Consider the following 18,079-nt stretch of genomic DNA (forward strand, 5'->3'; position numbering starts at 1 on the left):
TGTATACAGACTCGATCAGCGACTAGCCCCGCCAACGCGAATCAAAATTGCGATCGAGTCACCAGAGCGGAATGCGTTCCCGTTTCCCCTCATGGCCGGTGGTAGGAGTTAAGGGAACGAGAGCATCAACGAAGCAGTTATTTGTCCATCACAAGGAGGCAGTCAGATGAAGAATGCGTTATCAGTTGTATTAGGTGTGGCAGCCGTCGCGCTTGTCGCGTCGCCTCTCACCTCGTTTGCGGGCGGAACCATTGCCGGCAAAGTGACCTTTGCGGGCAAGTCTGAACAAAGCGAATTTTCCTTCGCGAAGTTTCCCAACCCCAAGTTTTGCGTGAAGAATCCCAACAAGTCGTTGATGGATGGGGACAAGCGTTTCCTCAAGAAGATTGAAGTGGGTAAGGATGGCGGTCTCAAGGGCGCCGTCGTTGCCGTTGTCGATATCGAAGACAAAGCCTTCATCGATGCCTATGCCGGCACTGAAGTCGTGGCGGAGTTCTGCGAGTTCCTCCCGTTCACCGGTGTGGTGGTGAACAATAAGTCTTTCAAGGTTGAGAACCATGACGCCGATGCCGATGACCCAAAGTCGGTTGCAGGCGTGTTGCACAATCCGCATAGCTTTGTCGTGAAGGGTACGAGCTCGGCCACCGGATTCAACATTGCGTTGGCCAAAAAGGGCGACAAGCTCGATAAGCCAGTGGTGTTCCGCGGTGGTGCAGAGAAGGACGGTTACTATCGTTTACAGTGCGACCAGCATGAGTTCATGCAGGGCTTCTTCCTCCCGGTGTCGAACGCGCATTTTACCGTGGTGAAGGAAGACGGTTCATTCGAGCTGAAGGATGTGCCGGCCGGGAAGCACAAGATTGTCGCCTGGCATCCGTTTGCCGCCAAGGGCAAGAAGATTGAATTTGACGTGGACGTGACCGAGGGCGGAACTGCCACAGTCAAGGCTGAAATCAAGTAAGCCAGCGTTGTGTCTTCGCGGGGTCACCCGCAATCAAAGGGCAGCGGAGCAATCCGCTGCCCTTTGTGTTTGTGCAGCGTACTGCGTCCGGTCGGTAGTGGGTCAGTTTGAATGAGGTACTGGTAAAGTTTTTAGATGATGCGCGGGACGGAATTAGCCTGCGACAAGGGAAAGACAGAAGCTCTGGCAAACGTTATTCTACTACCACGTCTTTGAGCGCATGCTTGTTAACTATATACCTTGCCAGCCTGACCACTACAGGCAAGAGTATTACCAGGAAAGACAGAAGCGAGAAAATGAAGTAAACTCGTTCAGATAAAATTGCGGCCGGCAAATAGTCAGAAAATGAATTGAGGATCGAGATGCCGAGTAATGCAAAAATCCCGAAGCCTATACAGAAATAGGGAGACCACTGCAGCAACCACTTTAGAACCTTAATGCACAATGTGTAGAACCAAGAGCGAGCGGCTATCAATACGCAAATCCACCGCCCCATAGCTCTATCAAAACCCAATTTTGCCTTGGCGCGATCGTCATCTCTGGTGATGCGAAGGTTTTTTTCTGCAATAAGGAGTGCAGACTTAAGACTTGATCTGATTTTTACAAGATCAGTCAGCCAAAGCAGCCCGGTTGCAATGCCTAACTCACTAAATGTAGCAATTGCATGAGCGATGTGAGATTCGCTCATTGAGCTGCACTGGCCCAGAGATGCTCGAATCTGGAGCGTAGTTTTTGGACGGCTTCCGGTTCGTTGAAATTAGCCACTGCCTTGGCCTTTTCATGATCCATTTCAAGCCTGAAGGAATCTTTGGCAGTAAAGAAATGAGCGCCATCTGCAATATCCAAAATGCGAATTTTCATTCGACTTGAGAGATCTTCTGGCAGTTCTGCCCGTCCGCTCGCATCATCCAATATGACACGGATATTTTGACTCTTGCAGTTCCTTAATGCGTCGGCATAACAGAACATAGGAAGAGATTTGCTGTAAATGCTGACTTCGTCGGCCTCTTCGGCACGCCCAATCATCAAATCCGCAAGCAACTTTGCGTGCTCCGGAGAGTCATTCAAGAACCTCTCATTCCTGTGCTCGTCGGCCATCTTGATTACAGCTTCTCGATACTCAGGTGTCACCTTGGATTCAGGCGTGACCTTGGGTGGCGATTGAGTGGCTAGTTGGCTCATATGCATCTCCCGTTGCATTTATTTATAGAACGCAGAGTTACGACCACCTTGGGCCTTGGGGCGCACATTATAACTACCGATACTTTCCTATATCAATAGGGTCTAAGCCAATCCTATTCCTATGATTATATCTGTCAAGGAACACCGATAAATAGATAACACCCATTCGTGCAATACCAACCTGGGATGCCCCCTAGGGCAAGGTATCTTAGGTGAGGTGATTCCTAATCTATCAATCCCGCAATCTCCCCTAAGTCCCACACATGATCGGCCACTCCTGCCTCCATGGCTGGCGTCACCCGTAGCGACTGATGAATCCTGGCGAAGTTGTAGTGCATGAAGTGTAGGGCCACGGCATGGGCCTGATTCTCGATCTTCTTGCTGAACGCATTGGTTAGCCGCGTCATCCGACGCATGCTCATCCTCATCGTAAGGTTCTGCCGTTCCACGAAGCTCGTTGAGGCCTGCCTCAGATCTGGGTTGCCCGTTACCTTGATCTTCCGCGTTCCACAGCACTCAGCAGGGCTGTACCGTGTCGTTCCCTTGTTCGGTGGAGCATTGTAAATCTTATCGAGCATGGCGTAATCCACTTCCCCGCCAAAGGCCCGTTCTACGGCAGTCAGATAGGCCCTGTGACCATCAGTTGTAAGCTGCACTCGATTGGCGAGTCGGCTGGCGAGATCGTCAATGAACTTCCTGGCATATGCCGCGCTCCGATCTCCAACCAGGAACGACACTATGAGCTTGCTGTCTGCGTCGATAGCCGTCCAGGTCCAGACATCGCCAAATCCAAGTTTTCCCTTCATTTCTTCAGGAACGTTCTTCTCTTTCGCATAGCAGAAGCTCCAAATCTCATCGCATTGAATCTGCTTGCAGGGGAGATTCCGAAGTGTCCGATCCTGATAGGAAGCACAGGCCTTGCCGAGATCAGCCAATAGCTTCAGCACAGTGCCTTTCGCTGCGCCAGTCATGCGACACGTAGCGCGGATGCTGTTGCCCTCAACCAGTGCGGCGATGATCTGAACTCGTTTGGCCTGCGTCAGCTTGTTCATGGCTTCCTCCGTGGTGACAGAGGGATTATGCTTGAGCGGTCAAGATAAGTCAATATGCAAGGAGAAATAATAAATATGCTTGCATATCTATTACGGTTTGCGTATTCTAAATGCAAGCTGAAAATAAGGAGGTGCTTGCATGGAAAATGAGATGTCTAGCAGTAAGGCCAAGGGCGGGTTTGCGCGGGCAAATAAGCTTTCATCGGAAAGGCGCAAGGAAATAGCTACCAATGCGGCGTTTGCTCGATATAGCAAGCCTTTAATGAAAGCCACTCATACCGGCGCAATAAAAATATCTGGGATAGAAATCCCTTGTTATGTTCTTGAAGATGGGACGCGGGTTATATCCTATCGTGGGATGAACAAGGCATTTGGCATGACCGAGGGCGGCGCGCAGAAATTGCCACGATTTTTAAGCCACAAGGTCCTAGAGCCGTATATTTCCAAGGACTTAGCGGCGCGCATAACTGAGCCTATAAGGGTTAACCCGCCGCACGGAGGAAACCCCGCAAGCGGACTCCCGGCAACGGTATTGGCTGATGTCTGTGATGTCTGGTTGCGCGCTCGTGAATCTGGCGCACTCTCTTCTATGAAGCACATCCAAACAGCACAAATAGCAGAAATCCTAACCAGAGGATTTGCTCATATCGGTATTATCGCATTAGTTGACGAGGTTACTGGTTACCAGGGTGTGCGTCCAAAAGACGCTTTGCAAGAATATCTGCAACTTCTAATTCGGAAAGAATTAGCTGCTTGGGCAAAAAAATTCCCAGATGAGTTTTACGAGAATATTTACAAGCTAAAAGGGTGGATTTGGCCTGGGATGGGTAAAAACCGATTCAGCGTTGTTGCACACTATACGAATGATTTGGTTTACCGGAGAATTGGCCCAGGATTGCTTCAAGAGCTACAAGAAAAGAGTCCAAGGAACGCCAAGGGCCAAAGAACGAATAAGCTGCATCAATGGCTTACGGAGGATGTTGGAAATCCAATGCTTGCCCAGCACATTCACTCATTGATCATGTTTCAGCGCCTTGCAATATCCAACGGACATGGATGGAATAAATTTGTAAAAATGGTTGATAAGGTCTTGCCAAAAAAGGGTGATACCATGGAATTGCCACTTAATTATTCTAGCGATCCCACCGCGCCTTAGCAGCCTTCTGAGCGATTTGGGCTCGTCGCATGACGGACAGCTTGGCGGCCCTAGCCTTCCCACCCTTCAGCCCTCCTAGGCGGCCTAGAGCGACAGCAGCAGGGTTCTTCTCTGGCTGGATAGGCTTCTTCTTGGCGGGTTTCTCATTATGAGAAATATCGGCTGGCTGACCGGTTAACGCTTGCAGGATTTCAAAAGCATTGACGTTCACATCTTTGGGAGGCGTCTTCTTTTTCATGCCTCCATCATACATGACCGCTTAAGCACAGGCAAGATTAGGTTATTTCAAACTGACCCACTACCCGTCCGGTCAGCTGCCTTGCCTTTCAGTTTCCGATCTAGGTAAGATGCCGACTTTCAAGGAAATTTTCCTGATAGGAGTGGCGTGTCACGCGAACTCTCGCTCGCAGAAATTTTCCAGCTTGGGTACTACTGGGAGACGAAGATTTTATTGACGGCCATTAGGCTGGACGTGTTTTCCGCCTTGGATGGGACAAGGAAAACCCTTCATGCCGTGGCCGGTCGTCTTGACGCCCATGAGCCGACATTGGGACTCTTGCTGAATGCCCTTGTTGCGATGCGGCTGTTGGAAAAGGACGGGGATTCCTACGGAAATTCGACGGCTGCGGCCACGCATCTGGTCCGCAATTCTGCCCAATATATCGGGCACCTTCTCCTGCTTCACGATGCGGAATGGGACAACTGGGGCAAGCTGGAGCAGACGATTCGCACGGGACAGCGGTCTGTCGATCGGCACGTCTTTGAGACCGATCCTGAGTTAGGACTCAATGTGCTGGCGGTACTTCATCGGATCGGGCAGCAGAGCGGGCCTGATTTCGCCAAGCGGCTGCAATTGAACGGGCCGGTTCGGCTGCTGGATTTGGGAGGCGGAGCCGGGACGAATGCGATTGCCTTCTGCCAGGTCTATCCGGAGTTGACGGCGACGGTGTTCGATTTACCTGCGACGCTCCGGCTCACGGAGCGAACGGTGAAAGAGGCCGGCTTGGAATCGAGGATTTCGTTGCGTCCTGGCGATTTTAACAAGGATGGACTTGGCGGACCCTATGATGTCGCATTGATGTCCGATATCCTGCATTATCAGGATTTTTCGACGAACGCGTTATTGGTCAAGAGGGTCTGGACCCATATGGCGCCAGGCGGCCGTTTAATCATCAAGGATCGATTCCTCAATGAGGCAGGCACCGGTCCGGCCTGGACCACCGCCTTCGCGGTGCATATTCTGGTCAATACGCAGCGTGGCGGTTGTTATAAGACGGCAGATGCGATGCAGTGGATGAGCGAAGCCGGATTTTCAACCGTGACAGAGCTGGAACCGACAGCGGTTGTGCTGGGCACGAAGTCCAGTCAGGCCTGAGAGCCGAGCGTGCGACAAGGAACATTATGCTTGAATGGCTAAAACAGCCTGGTTTTTTTGGCACCCATGCCACGGTCGGGGCGGACATGAGCCAGCTCATGGCGACGTTCTTCACGGGGCTCTTCGTCATCGGCTGGATTCAGGCAAGGCGGCGGCGGGCCGATGCCCATCATTGGATGATGCTCGGCGGGATGATTGCCATGGTGGCATTTTTCATGAGCTACTATTTGTTCCGCCAATTAGGCGTGTTGGCCTTTGAAGGAAAAGAAGGCTTTGGCGGATCGCAAGCGCTCTACGATTATGTCTTCATCCCCGTTTTGACCGTGCATATCATTCTGGTCATTCTCGGATTGATTATGGCGATCTACATGATCGTGCTGGGTTTCCGCTCCCAGCAAGTGATTGACGGAGCCCGATCGCTTAAAGAGACGCTGCTCCTGACGACCTGGAGGAAGGTCGGGGTGATCTTTGGGAGCGTCACGGCCCTGGTGATGTTCTTGTTCTTCTCGCGCGTGGCCACCGCCGGGTTCTCCATGCGGAAATTCGAAGTCTATCTCAGTTTGCTGTTGCTGATCGCCATCGTATTTTCGGTGGAGATGACGATTCAGCGGATCTGGCCGAACGGCGCGCGGCGGCATCGGGCACTCGGGTTGTTTACGATGATCGTGTATTGCGTCCTCTTTGTGACCGGCACCACCACCTACACCATGCTCTATCTCTTGTATCCTGGGAAAATCGGATAAGTGGGATCTGTGATGCGTGATGAGTGCACCATATGGGGATCTCGAACGGATACTGGCTCCGATGCTCATCACCCATCACGCATCACTGATCACGAGGTTCCGCCATGCTAACTTGTGGCTGTGGTCGCTGGATGCATACCGAGGGAGTGGAAGAACGTTCCTACGATGATGGGACGCCCCAATGGTTCATTCGGTCGGAATGTCTCGGCTGTGGACTGAAGGTCGGAGTCGATGTTCCTGCCGGCCAACCGGGCGGGCTTGTCGACCGGACGATGTGGACAGACGATGCGCTCCACCGGCTGGATCGCATGCCGCCCTACCTTGCTCCGCTCGTGCGCGGTGAGGTGGAACAGGATGTGAGGGTCAGAGGAGAACGGGTCGTCACGTACGACACGTTGCTTCGACCCCGGACCGGCAAACGGATCGAGTGGGAGCCTGAGGCGGAACGTCGATTGGATAGAGTGCCGGCGCCGGTCCGCGCGATGGCCCGCATTGAATTGGAGCGGACCGTGGCCGACCGCGGCGAGACACGTATTACTGTCGCGTTGATGGAAGAAGTGAAGGCACGCTATTTTGGGATGGCTGCCCAGAAGAGTGAGGGGTGATCGGTGATGTGTGATAACCAAAGAGGGCTGCACATTCCTCGGTACTGTTCATGCGTCACCCATCACCTGTCACTGGAGCTGTAATGTTGCATCGAATGGCATTGCGAGTATTGCCAAGCCTCAGTTTAGCCGTCACGGAAGAGTCTGTGCGCAAGCAAAAGCGAATCGTCATGTTTGTGCCTGGTTTGGTGGCGTTTGTAGTCTATCGCTTGGCCAAGCTGTTGCTACCACTATCAGAGCCGATCATGTTGTTGATGGTCAGCGGTGTTATTGCGGTGGTGACGGCGTTGTCTGCCTATCGCGTCGGTCGGGCTACGGGATGGGCGAAGATTCTCCAAGAGGATGGGCGTCGCCTGTTGCTCTGGCTCGGCGGCTGGATCGGGTTTGTCTACGGAGTCCAGTTGTCCCTGTTGGTCTTGGCGCTATTGTGGCTGGTGGGATATGACTATCTCCAACATCCCGATGGGCCGGCCATGATGGCCATCATCATTTCCTGCACCGCCGTCGCGCGCGACGCGTTTGAGATTGGCCATGTACGGAAAGTCGCGCTCATGGGCCGTCCGTTCCCCACGTTTCCAGACGGAGCGGCCCTTCGCATGCTGGTGCAGAGTCATGCGATGGAACTGGCTCCCTGGGTCGCAGTTGGTCTCATCGTCGGTGCGGTAGGCGCGTCATTAGGACAGTTCGTCGAGGGAAGTCAGGGAGCGGCGTTGGTCCAGTTGTCTGCTGTGGCGGCGTTGGGAGGCGGCGTCGCGCTCTGTGCCTATTTCGGCGGGCTTCGTCCGGGCGCGTCATGGACTCAAGGATTGTTCCAGACGAAGGCCAGTGAATTGCTGAAGTACTGGTGGTGGCCTGGACTGGCCTTTGCCGCGACGTACTATCTCGTGGCGGCAGGATCGGTCATTTTTCTCTTGCGACAGCCTGGCATTCCCACTGCCTACGCCATGGTCGGTGGCGGATGTGTGACGGGCATGATGGCGTTGTATTGTTATTATCTTGGGTTTCGCCGGCAGGTCGAGGAACAACAGGGGCAGACGATATCGAGTGCCTTGCTCCGCTGCCCCTTTGTGATGGGAATTCTTGGCAAGTCAACCGGTGCAGGCGTCTCCATGACGGCTGGTTCAAAGGGTTAAGCCTATGGCCATGAAAAAAAGAACTCACGGGGCGGTCTGGTCTATTGCCCTGATCGCGATGGTGCTGGCTGTTTCCTGGATTGGCTGGGGCATTCAGAGCCCATCATTTGCCGAGGATGCGACCGATCTGTATTTCAAGACCCCTGGCGTTCCCCAGGGGCCGCAGGCCCCTTCTCCTCAAGAGACGGTCTATTCGCGTATTGGTTCGTTCGACAGCCGATTGCTTGTGTGGTTTGTCACGCAACAGCACACGTACTTCGGAGGGTTTGTCCTCGCATTGCCGATCTTTTGTGTCTTGCTGGAGTTCCTGGGGCTCAGCAGTAAAAAGCCTGCGCTGGCCCTTCGTTATGACGGCCTCGCGCGAGATTTGGCAAAAGTCTCTCTCCTGGCTCTGTCGGTGACGGCGGTGGTCGGGAGCCTCATGCTCGGGATGTTCATCTTCTTCTATCCCAGTTTCATGAAGTATATGGGTGGAACGTTCAAGGCCTTCATGCCGTACTATGCGATCGTGTTCGTCGGGGAATCGCTGCTGCTCATCCTCTACTACTACAGTTGGAGCCGGATGGCCGCGCCGGCGCTGAAGTGGGGGCATGCCTCGATTGGTGTCTTGACGAACCTGTTCGGTGCCGCGCTGCTGTTTTTGGCGAACTCCTGGTCGGCCTTTATGATGGCGCCGGCCGGCGTCGATGCCAAGGGGCGGTTTCTCGGCAACGGATGGCATTTGCTCCATTCGGCTCTGTGGAATCCATTAAACGTCCATCGTTTTCTGGCAGATATTATGTCCGGTGGTGCGGTGGTGTTGGCCTATGCCTGCTATCGCTTCTTTACCAGCAAGACCGACGAAGAGCGCGCCTATTTCGATTGGGTGGGCTACGTATTTCTGTTCGTCACGGTCTGTGCGTTGTTACCCATGCCCTTTGCCGGGTATTGGTTGATGAAATCGGTCTATGCGTTTAGTCAGAGCATGGGCGTCACGATGATGGGCGGCTTACTCACCTGGCTCTTCGTGGTGCAGGCACTCTTGATCGGCGCGCTGTTTCTTGGCGTGAATTATTACCTATGGCAGAGCATGGCGCGTCTTCGTGGCGGTGAACGGTATCAGCCGTACTATCAGTCGTTGCTCGGGGTCTTGATCTTGGCCCTGTTTATTTGGCTGACGCCGCATACCGTCATGATGTCGGGTAGTGAAGTGAAGGCGATGGGCGGTTCGTCGCATCCCGTGGTCGGCAACTATGGCGTGATGTCGGCGAAGAACGGCGCAGTCAATATCTTGATTCTCGTGACTACGCTGAGCTTCATCTACTATCGGCGCGCAAACCGAACGATGGTTGTCTCCTGGGTGAAAAAAGGAAACTTTCTGATCGGCGCGCTGTTTCTGGTGGGTGCGCTCAATATTATCTGTCTCTCGGTCTATGGCTTCTATCTGCCGGCGAAGCTTCGCGTCGGGTTGTCGTCGCCACAGGCGATGACGACGTTCACGGTTCTGGTGGGTGCGCTGGTGATCAATCGCATGATGCTCAAGGGGGCACTCGTTCAGGGGCCGGTCCAATGGGGGAAGATCTCAGTCAGAGGCATGGTGGGCCTATTCGGACTGGCGGCGGCCTTTTCATGGGTTATGGGTCTCATGGGTTATATTCGTTCGTCCGGGCGGTTGGCCTGGCATGTGAGTGAGGTGATGGCTGATGTTTCTCCCTGGGCCTTTACGCCGGATTTGGCGTTTGCGGCGAAGATGGTGACGCTCAACATGGTGGTATTCTGGGGGGCGGTGTTCGCGCTCTTCTGGATGTGTCAGCGTGATCAGTTGCCGGTGATGGGTGAAGACTTGGCCGAAGGAGATGCGACGGTTTTGGCGCAGTCGTCGTCGCAAGAGGCATGAACAGCGAAAGGGTTGAGCGTATGAAGCGAGCGGGACTTATCCGGAGGTATCTCGTCGTCGGGTTGGTAGTGTGTGGAAGCTTCGTGATGCAGGGTGCAGTCTCGGCCCAAAACCCATCTTTGGTTCTCGAAGATTTTCAGGCAAAAGACGCGGATGGGTTTCCCTTGAATTGGGATCATGAAAACCAACGAAGCCAGTCCAAGGGCCGGGATGCCTATAAAATTCAGACCGAGAACGGTGTGAGCTTTCTGGCGGCGAAGGATGCAGGACAGAGGATCAAGAAGAAGAAGATTGATTGGGACCCGAAGGCGTTTCCGGTCCTGACCTGGCGCTGGCGCCTGCACAAATCCGCGACAGCGGGAACTGAACCGATTGCGGCGATCTACGCCTCCCTGGATACGGATCTCCTATTCATTCCTGTGTTCACGAAGTATATCTGGAGTGCCTCGAAGCCTGAGGGGACGGTGACTGAAGGGGGCATGTTCAGTGGTTCGGAGATCGTGGTGCAAAGCGGCACCAAGGACGTCGGTCAGTGGTTTGAGGAGCGCGTGAACGTCTATGAAGACTTCAAGCGGATTCACCAGCATGAGCCGGCGGCGAAAGCCTGGGGTATTTCGATCATTGCCGGGCCTGGGGTGGAAATCGACTTTGGATCGATGGTTGCGAGCGCTGGCCGCTAAAGAAATGAGCTGTCATTAGCATGACCGAGTCTGGTCCGGAACAAGTCGCCCCCCGCGCGATGCTCGATATCCTGTTTGGCGTGGCCGTCATGGGAACAGTCGGAACGCTCATCGGGGTCATTATGGGCGGCAGTATATTGCCGCTTGCGAGTGGGGCGGGGCTGGTACTCGGCGGTGTCATTGGGTTTATGGGGGGGCGGCGCTTCCTGGTGAGTATCTTGGTGGGAACAGTACTGGGCGGGGCGTTGGCCTGGTTTATTGCCGGTCCTGAGAGAATATCGGTCGGTGCCGGGGCCGGTGCTGCGATGGGTGGATTTTTGGGTGTGCAGATCTCGATGCTCTTAGATATGTACGCGGCCAGGAAGGCCGCATCTGAGCCGGCTGATTCCTCCGTGTCACGCACAATTGAAGGAGCCTGAGCCGTCATGGAAGATAGGAAAGTGCTGATCGGCTCGATCGTGTTTGTCTTTGGATCGTTTATCCTGATGGTTGGCCTGTTGGTCTACGAGTCTTACAAGGCGAAGCAGATGAAAGCGCTGGCCTTGTCGATCACGGCGGAGACTCGTCTTGTGCCGAGCAATGTCGCCTCGCTGGATTACTCGATGTATAAAACAAAGATGGGCGATGAGGGCCGCGAGATGGTGCAGGTCCCCGAAGGTCCGTTCATCATGGGCAGTAAAGATGGCGATCCCGACGAAGTGCCGGAGCGGCAAGTGTTTCTCAAGGCGTTTTTTCTGGATAAGAGAGAAGTGTCGCAAGAGGAATATGCCCGATTCGCCAAAATGACGAAGCGACCGTTACCGAAAATCGAAGTGTTTGAAGACGATCAATCCAAGCTGCTGAAGCCGGAGTTTGCCGCGATGAGTATGTCGTGGGACGAGGCGGGGGCCTATTGTAAATGGGCAGGGAAGCGCCTGCCTACGGAAGCGGAATGGGAAAAGGCCGGTCGTGGCGAGGGAAAACGGAAGTACGCGTGGGGCGATATCTTCGTCACGGGGCATGCGAATGCCAATGTGGATGGGAGTGAAGATGGTTATCGGTATCTCGCACCTCCCGGGTCGTTCGAATCGGGGAGAAGCCCCTATGGAATCTATGACATGACGGGGAACGTCGCGGAGTGGGTTGCAGATTCGTACGATGAGCATTACTACCAGAAAGCGCCCTACCGTGATCCGAAGGGGCCGGACGATGTCGATTTGAAGGTGGTGCGTGGAGGGTCGTGGCGAGAGACTGAGCATAACGCCCGGCTCTCCAAGCGATTTGCGGCGAAGCATTGGCGGACGGATATTACGATCGGGTTTCGCTGTGCCAGCGATATGGAGGTTGGCGATAGCCCTGCGGCGTCATAACAGACATGCTCGAAACCAAATTTAAGATTGTGTTCTTGCTTGCCGTTCTCGCGTTTGCGGCACTTCCCATTATGGGAATTATTCGTGGCACGACGCTCACCCCGTTCGAATCAGCTTCCCCTGATTCCACCGATTCGTCCTCACCGGAGCCACTGGATCCCTCCCAGGTTTCTCGTGAAGAGCCGATTCGAGAAGAGATGGTCTTGATTCCGGCAGGGCCCTTCATTCGGGGGACCGATCACGGCGGCTTCGATGAACGGCCGCAGCGTACGTTGGTGCTCGATGCGTTTTCGATCGATCGATACGAAGTCACGAACTTTCAATACCAGCAATTCGTCGATGCCACCGGCCACCGTAAGTCTGGTCCTCCTTCCCGCTACGCCAAGAACATGAGCCGGATGCGCGGTATTAATCAGCCCGTGGTGTACGTGTCATGGGACGATGCGGAGACATTTTGCCATTGGAAGGGAAAGCGACTTCCCACTGAGGCGGAGTGGGAGAAGGCGATGAGAGGAACGGATGGCCGTCTCTGGCCCTGGGGCGATGTGGAGCAGCCCAATGGAGCGAATTGGGCCAGGGTGCAGGATGGTTACGATGTCGCCGCGCCGGTCGGTGCTGTCCTGACCGACAAGAGTCCGTATGGCGTCATGGATGGGGCGGGAAACGTTATGGAGTGGGTGGGCGACTGGTATGCGGAGGCCTACTTCAGGGAAGCGCCTGAACAAAACCCTCAGAGCCCTGAATATGGCACCTTTCGGGCGCTCCGAGGGGGAGGATACGCGACTACAGGGGGTGATATTCGTATCACCAGCCGGAGCAAAATGGTTCAGGACTTTCGGGATGAAACTATTGGATTTCGCTGTGCGGTTTCAGGTGCGAAATGAGAGTGGAACCGGAGCCTGAAACCAAGAGAAATCTACAACAAATCAAAGTGGTAGAGAATGAGGAACACGGCCAAAATTATATTGACAACCATGCCGGCCAAAACTATAATGTCGAACACTTTTGAGTTTGCAATCATCGATTTTCCCCTGATATTTCGTGTGCGGCAAAGAATTTTGAATAACATATGAATATCTGTGTGTCAAGAAATTCGCTGAACTGATCTAGGCGCGTATTATTTCCATCAGGAGAAGGAGACACGATGGCAACAGTAGTAGCAGATAGCGAGTTTAAGGTTAAGGTCGGTCGGATGATTTTCTACATTACCTGCGCGGCAGGTTTGTGGTTTTTTTATTGGTTCGCAGGAATTCAGTGCCCCTGCTAAGAAAAGGGCCGCTGTATTTCTGGGATTTTTTCAATGGCTGCAAGTTGTGAGGGAGGGAGTTTTATGGGTCAGACAATCGTTTATACGGTGGTGTCACTCGTTATTTGTGTTGCCTTCTTCACGGCAGTGGATCATTTTTTGATGGATTCGCAAGGGCTGGATTTCTGGTATTTGTTCCGGAACTAGGTCCTGGTCTATTCAGTGATGAGTTGAGTTTGTAGGGAATTGTGATGAGTCTTTTCCGGAATGCATTAAGGAGGTATCCCATGGGTTTAGTGGCTGGGAAGAAGCTGTTCTCAATCATGGCGCTTTGCGCGATGATTGGCCTTCTCCTGCTCCCCATCGCCGTATCGCTTCCAACACTGGCTATGGGCGCTGATGCGCCTGAAGAAGTGAAGAAGGATGGTGAGGCGAAGGTTGAGAAGGGGAGAGACGTCTATTATAAGACCGAGGGTATCGTTGTCGGCGCTCCTGCTCCGAAGACGGTCGATGGTCCTCGGGATTATCCGCGATACAACTTCGAGAGTCGGGTGTTGCTCTGGTTCGCAAATCAGCAGCACCTCTATTACGGAAGTTTTGTGCTCGCGGTTCCGATTTTCTGCATGGTCATCGAGTTCATGGGAGTGGTGACGAAGGATAAGGCGATGGCCAAGCGGTATGACCAGCTCGCCTATGACTTCATTAAGATCAGCCTGACGGCCTATTCGCTGACCGCCATTCTCGGCGGTATCCTGATCTTCACCTTCCTGACTCTCTATCCAGCATTCTTCGGTTACTTATCCAGTATCTTCCGTCCGGTCATGCATATTTATGCATTGATGTTCGTGGCGGAGAGCGGAACCCTCTACATCTATTATTACGGTTGGGACAAGATGCGGGAAGGGTTCCTTAAGTGGATTCACTTGAGCATGTCCGTCATTTTGAACGTGATCGGAACGTTGCTCATGTTCCTGGCGAATTCATGGATTGCGTTCATGATGTCGCCTGCCGGTGTCGATGAGCAGGGGCGCTACCTGGGGAACATCTGGCACGTCATTCATACCGCGCTCTGGAATCCGCTCAATGTGCATCGTATTTTGGGTAACATGGCGTTCGGTGGCGGTGTCGTAGCGGCTTACGCCGCGTACAAGTTCTTGGCCTCCAAGACCGATGAAGATCGTGCGCATTATGATTGGATGGGTTATATCGCCATGGCGCTCGGCGTGGCGTTCTTGATCCCCTTGCCGTTTGCCGGGTATTGGCTGATGCGCGAAGTGTATGCCTATCGCCAGCAGATGGGCATTACCCTCATGGGCGGGCTTCTGGCTTGGCTCTTCATCATTCAGGCTACGATGATCGGTATTCTCTTCCTCAGCACCAACTACTATCTCTGGCAGGCTCTCGGTCGGATGCGTGGTGCTGAGAAGTATCAACGTTACATCAAGTATCTCGTGTTCGTTCTTTGTTGCGGCTACCTGGTGTTCATTACTCCTCATACGATTGTCATGACTCCCGCCGAGCTCAAGGCGATGGGTGGTCAGCAGCACCCGGTGTTGGGAAACTATGGCGTCATGTCGGCTAAGAACGGTGGAATCAATGTCATTATCACGACCACCATTCTGAGCTTCGTGTGGTACATGCGAGGCAACAAGGTCTCGACGGTATCCTGGTCGAAGTTTGGCAATATCTTCATGGGCTGCTTTTTCGGTTGCGCCTACGTGAATATCATCGGACTCGCGGTCCTGGGATATTATATTCCGGCGAACGTGCGCGTCGGTCTGTCGGTTCCTCAGGTGGCGACGACCCTATCCTGCCTCTTCTTCATGTTTGCGCTCAATAGCTTCATGATGAAGGGTGCGAAGCAGATGGGGCCCATCGAGTGGGGGAAGATCTCGGCTCGTTCGCAATATGCGTTGATCATGCTCGCGACGGCCTTTACCTGGATGATGGGGTTGATGGGGTATATTCGCTCATCAGTCCGATTGTTCTGGCACGTGAATGAAATCATGCGAGATAACTCACCCTGGGCCTATACCCATACGGTGGGGTTCGCCGCAAACATGATTTCATTCAATGTGTTGTTCTTCTGGATCAGCATTCTCTTTGTCTTCTGGCTTGGTAGCCTGGGGGTGAAGAAGGCGCCAGTTGAAGCAAAGGCAGGGGTTCCTGGTGGCGCCGCACAGCCAGCTGGGAGTCACTGATCATCTTTAGGATCTTGCTTGGGGGAGTGGAGGCACGTGGTACGTGCCTCCACTCTTACCAAAACCTCAGGAGGTTACAATCGTGGGCGATCTGATAAACGAAGCAATTTCAATAGGGTGGCCGCTGCTCGCGCTTCTCGCGGGGCTTCTCGTGTATTCCCTGGTATCGATTAGCGATCCAGTGGCAAAGAAACGCGCAATATTCAAGCTCTTTATTGGCATCATCGCAGCGTTCATGCTGTTGGTCGCAATTGCGCATTACAAGACCAGCTTCTATGAAGCGAATCGGATGCTGCCGGTCTCTTTAGTGCTTATCACCGCGATGTGCTTCATGATGGGAATCTACTTCCCCAATCAAGCCGCATTACTGAAGATCGGCGGCTTTATGTTTTTTGTCGCGGCCGGTCTCTCCGGATATGGGAATTGGCTGCCGCAGGTTGAAGGAGGATTCCCACCAAAAGAAGAGAAGATCCAGTTTGAGTCGATGACTGCACAGCAATTGGCCGATGAAGGCGAAAAGATCATTTTCGGTGGTATCGGGCAAAATAAGGTTCAGGGCGCGATTGGAAAAGGGCAATGTCCTCTTTGTCACGCATTCCACAAAGGAATGTTGGGAGAGCGTGCGCCAAACCTTGATGGTATTCCTGAGCGCGCAGGCAAAGAGCGGCTGGAAGATCCTAAGTATAGCAAGGGAAAGCCTGCGGGTAGAGACTATGCTCAGAAGGAAGCTTTTCCTGGAGCGGGTACCGCAGAGAATGGCCAGGAGTATATCGCTGAATCCCACGCCTGCCCGAGCTGTTATGTTGTTGCCGGCTTTGGCGTGAAGGGTACGAACGATAAAGAAAGCCCAATGCCTGCCATCCACAAGCCACCGATCTCGCTGAGTCTCCCAGAGTTGGCGGCTGTGGATACGTGGCTTTATATCCGCGAAGGGCGCGATGCTCCGACATACGAGGAAATCATCAAGTCGTATGAAAAGTTTGTTCCTGAGGCGGATAGGCCGAAACAGCAAGACGATAAGGCCGCCGGTCCACCCAGCGCCTTGATGGCGGATGGAACTGAGCCGGTCGATCAGATTTTTGCAAAGGCTCAGTGCGTGGCTTGCCATACGATCCCTGGCATTCCTGGGGCGGTCGGCACGATCGGTCCTAAACTGGAAGAGGGGACAAATGCCCCGCTTCGCATAAAGAGTGCGGATTATAAAGGTACAGCAAAGACCACTCCTGATTATATCATGGAGTCGATCATTTCACCGAGCGCCTATGTCGTGAAGCCATTTCCAGACAATACGATGCCCAAGGTGTTCGGGCAGAAGCTCAGTGCCGGGGCTCTGAAGAAGATCGTCGATTATTTGTCACAGGTAAAGGCGGGATCGCCGCCGCCGAAGATTTCATAATCGTGCCTGTCTACCTCTTTTGTTCAGCAAAGGGAGTTTGCCGATGAAAGCATTAATGTCAGTCGCGGCACTCATAGGAGCAGTTGGGATACTCCTGCTTGCCGGAATGATTGTCGATATCATTCCGTCAAATACAGTGCGCCTGGTCGAAGGTTACATGCCCATGCAAGTGCTTTTTGAGCTCACGCTATTTGTTGCGGGCTTTACAGGGTTGAGCTACATGTTGAGTTCCATGGGAATGGCGGTCCCTCGCTTTTGGCAGGGGATTTCGTTTTGGGCGTTCATTCTCCTGTACTTGAAGTATCGCGTGTATCCGCCAATCCCGTTCAGTGTTCGTGCGATGTACGGGACTGTCTCGCTCGTATCCGTCTTCATGTGGGTCTCTGCGAGTGAAGAAGATTGGAAGAAGTTCAAGCAGCCGATCATGAATATCCTGGATGCTCAATCCGGGGTGAACAAGCTGTTGCGGTACGCCTACTTGGTGGTGTTGCCCATTCTGATCGGTGGATTTTCCTATAACGCGATGGTGCCGAAGTCGGAGGAGCCCATCGAGTTGCGCACGGTGCATCCGGCGCCACCCGCCAGCACCAAGGTGCATGGCAAGACGTACACGCTCCAAACGTCGCAGAATCCCTATCGTGTCAACCTCGAAGGGAAGTTCGATCAGGAATATAGCAACGCGAATATTGTGGAACAGGGCATGGGTCGGTTGATGAAGCCGAACGCCAATCCCTGGGATAAAGATGCTCAGGGCTATCTGAAGTATGTGCGTGAGGGAGGAGAGATCTTCTTCCAAAACTGCCACTTCTGCCACGGCGATAACCTGAACGGTCGCGGCCTCCATGCTTTCGCGTTCAATCCAATTCCTGCGAACTTTACTGATCCGGGAACGATTGCACAATTACAGGAAACGTTTATTTTCTGGCGCGTCTCCAAGGGTGGAATCGGGTTGCCGAACGAAGGCTTCCCCTGGGCCTCAGTGATGCCACCGTGGGAGCAGCATCTGACTGTAGACGAAATCTGGAAAGTGATCTTGTTCGAGTATTGGCATACGGGGTATTACCCCCGAACCTGGGACTAATCGTTCACGGGAATTTCTAGCCAACCTGGATTTACGACATGAG

The 18,079-nt window shown here is 53.5% G+C and carries 19 protein-coding genes; 15 read left to right on the forward strand and 4 right to left on the reverse strand.

Annotation, left to right across the window (positions count from 1 at the left end; all coding sequences use genetic code 11):
• Nucleotides 1-166: 166 nt before the first annotated feature.
• Nucleotides 167-961, forward strand: a complete 795-nt coding sequence (locus Q8N00_06545) for a hypothetical protein (protein ID MDP2382444.1) — start codon at nt 167-169, stop codon at nt 959-961.
• A gap of 193 nt (nt 962-1,154) precedes the next feature.
• On the opposite strand, the gene Q8N00_06550 is transcribed toward Q8N00_06545, so the two are convergent.
• The 3 genes from Q8N00_06550 to Q8N00_06560 form a co-directional block, all read right to left on the reverse strand.
• Nucleotides 1,155-1,649, reverse strand: coding sequence for a hypothetical protein (locus Q8N00_06550; GenBank protein MDP2382445.1), 495 nt, complete (start codon nt 1,647-1,649; stop codon nt 1,155-1,157).
• On the reverse strand, nt 1,646-2,143 hold the full coding sequence (locus tag Q8N00_06555) for a hypothetical protein (protein ID MDP2382446.1): 498 nt from the start codon (nt 2,141-2,143) through the stop codon (nt 1,646-1,648). The genes Q8N00_06550 and Q8N00_06555 overlap by 4 nt, the downstream gene beginning before the upstream one ends.
• Nucleotides 2,144-2,367: 224 nt before the next feature.
• Nucleotides 2,368-3,195 (reverse strand): IS1 family transposase, encoded by an 828-nt coding sequence (locus Q8N00_06560; GenBank protein ID MDP2382447.1) that lies wholly within the window; start codon nt 3,193-3,195, stop codon nt 2,368-2,370.
• 139 nt (nt 3,196-3,334) lie between these two features.
• On the opposite strand from Q8N00_06560, the gene Q8N00_06565 reads away from it, so the two are divergent.
• Entirely contained in the window at nt 3,335-4,351 is a 1,017-nt protein-coding gene (locus tag Q8N00_06565) for a P63C domain-containing protein (GenBank protein MDP2382448.1), read from the forward strand.
• On the opposite strand, the gene Q8N00_06570 is transcribed toward Q8N00_06565, so the two are convergent.
• Entirely contained in the window at nt 4,329-4,589 is a 261-nt protein-coding gene (locus tag Q8N00_06570) for a hypothetical protein (GenBank protein ID MDP2382449.1), read from the reverse strand. The two genes, Q8N00_06565 and Q8N00_06570, sit on opposite strands and share 23 nt — an antisense overlap.
• Nucleotides 4,590-4,736: 147 nt before the next feature.
• Here Q8N00_06570 and Q8N00_06575 point away from each other — a divergent pair, with 147 nt between their 5' ends.
• The 13 genes from Q8N00_06575 to Q8N00_06635 all read left to right on the forward strand — a co-directional run bounded on the left by Q8N00_06575 (nt 4,737) and on the right by Q8N00_06635 (nt 18,036).
• The gene (locus Q8N00_06575) at nt 4,737-5,726 is read left to right on the forward strand and encodes a methyltransferase (protein ID MDP2382450.1); all 990 of its coding nucleotides are present in this window, start codon (nt 4,737-4,739) and stop codon (nt 5,724-5,726) included.
• A 26-nt stretch (nt 5,727-5,752) separates the two neighbouring features.
• Nucleotides 5,753-6,469: a DUF420 domain-containing protein gene (locus Q8N00_06580; protein MDP2382451.1), complete on the forward strand. Its 717-nt coding sequence runs from the start codon at nt 5,753-5,755 to the stop codon at nt 6,467-6,469.
• Nucleotides 6,470-6,600: 131 nt separating this feature from the next.
• Entirely contained in the window at nt 6,601-7,074 is a 474-nt protein-coding gene (locus tag Q8N00_06585; GenBank protein ID MDP2382452.1) for a PCP reductase family protein, read from the forward strand.
• 83 nt (nt 7,075-7,157) lie between these two features.
• Nucleotides 7,158-8,207, forward strand: a complete 1,050-nt coding sequence (locus tag Q8N00_06590; GenBank protein ID MDP2382453.1) for a hypothetical protein — start codon at nt 7,158-7,160, stop codon at nt 8,205-8,207.
• 4 nt (nt 8,208-8,211) lie between these two features.
• Nucleotides 8,212-10,083 (forward strand): hypothetical protein, encoded by a 1,872-nt coding sequence (locus Q8N00_06595; GenBank protein ID MDP2382454.1) that lies wholly within the window; start codon nt 8,212-8,214, stop codon nt 10,081-10,083.
• Between the two features lie 20 nt (nt 10,084-10,103).
• Nucleotides 10,104-10,763, forward strand: a complete 660-nt coding sequence (locus Q8N00_06600; protein ID MDP2382455.1) for a DUF3047 domain-containing protein — start codon at nt 10,104-10,106, stop codon at nt 10,761-10,763.
• A 20-nt stretch (nt 10,764-10,783) separates the two neighbouring features.
• Nucleotides 10,784-11,182 carry a hypothetical protein gene (locus Q8N00_06605; protein ID MDP2382456.1) on the forward strand — a complete coding sequence of 133 codons (399 nt, stop codon included), beginning with the start codon at nt 10,784-10,786 and terminating at the stop codon, nt 11,180-11,182.
• Nucleotides 11,183-11,188: 6 nt separating this feature from the next.
• A complete protein-coding gene (locus tag Q8N00_06610) occupies nt 11,189-12,112 on the forward strand; it encodes an SUMF1/EgtB/PvdO family nonheme iron enzyme (GenBank protein ID MDP2382457.1) in 924 nt (307 codons plus the stop codon).
• Between the two features lie 5 nt (nt 12,113-12,117).
• Nucleotides 12,118-12,996: an SUMF1/EgtB/PvdO family nonheme iron enzyme gene (locus Q8N00_06615; GenBank protein ID MDP2382458.1), complete on the forward strand. Its 879-nt coding sequence runs from the start codon at nt 12,118-12,120 to the stop codon at nt 12,994-12,996.
• A 446-nt stretch (nt 12,997-13,442) separates the two neighbouring features.
• Nucleotides 13,443-13,565: a hypothetical protein gene (locus Q8N00_06620; protein ID MDP2382459.1), complete on the forward strand. Its 123-nt coding sequence runs from the start codon at nt 13,443-13,445 to the stop codon at nt 13,563-13,565.
• An 80-nt stretch (nt 13,566-13,645) separates the two neighbouring features.
• Nucleotides 13,646-15,559, forward strand: coding sequence for a cytochrome ubiquinol oxidase subunit I (locus Q8N00_06625; GenBank protein ID MDP2382460.1), 1,914 nt, complete (start codon nt 13,646-13,648; stop codon nt 15,557-15,559).
• A gap of 82 nt (nt 15,560-15,641) precedes the next feature.
• Nucleotides 15,642-16,955, forward strand: a complete 1,314-nt coding sequence (locus Q8N00_06630) for a nitric oxide reductase (protein MDP2382461.1) — start codon at nt 15,642-15,644, stop codon at nt 16,953-16,955.
• Between the two features lie 43 nt (nt 16,956-16,998).
• Complete coding sequence (locus Q8N00_06635; GenBank protein ID MDP2382462.1) at nt 16,999-18,036, forward strand: cytochrome c; 1,038 nt, start codon at nt 16,999-17,001, stop codon at nt 18,034-18,036.
• The last annotated feature ends 43 nt before the right edge of the window (nt 18,037-18,079 follow it).

The organism is Nitrospirota bacterium (assembly GCA_030684575.1).
In the GTDB taxonomy this organism is placed as follows: domain Bacteria; phylum Nitrospirota; class Nitrospiria; order Nitrospirales; family Nitrospiraceae; genus Palsa-1315.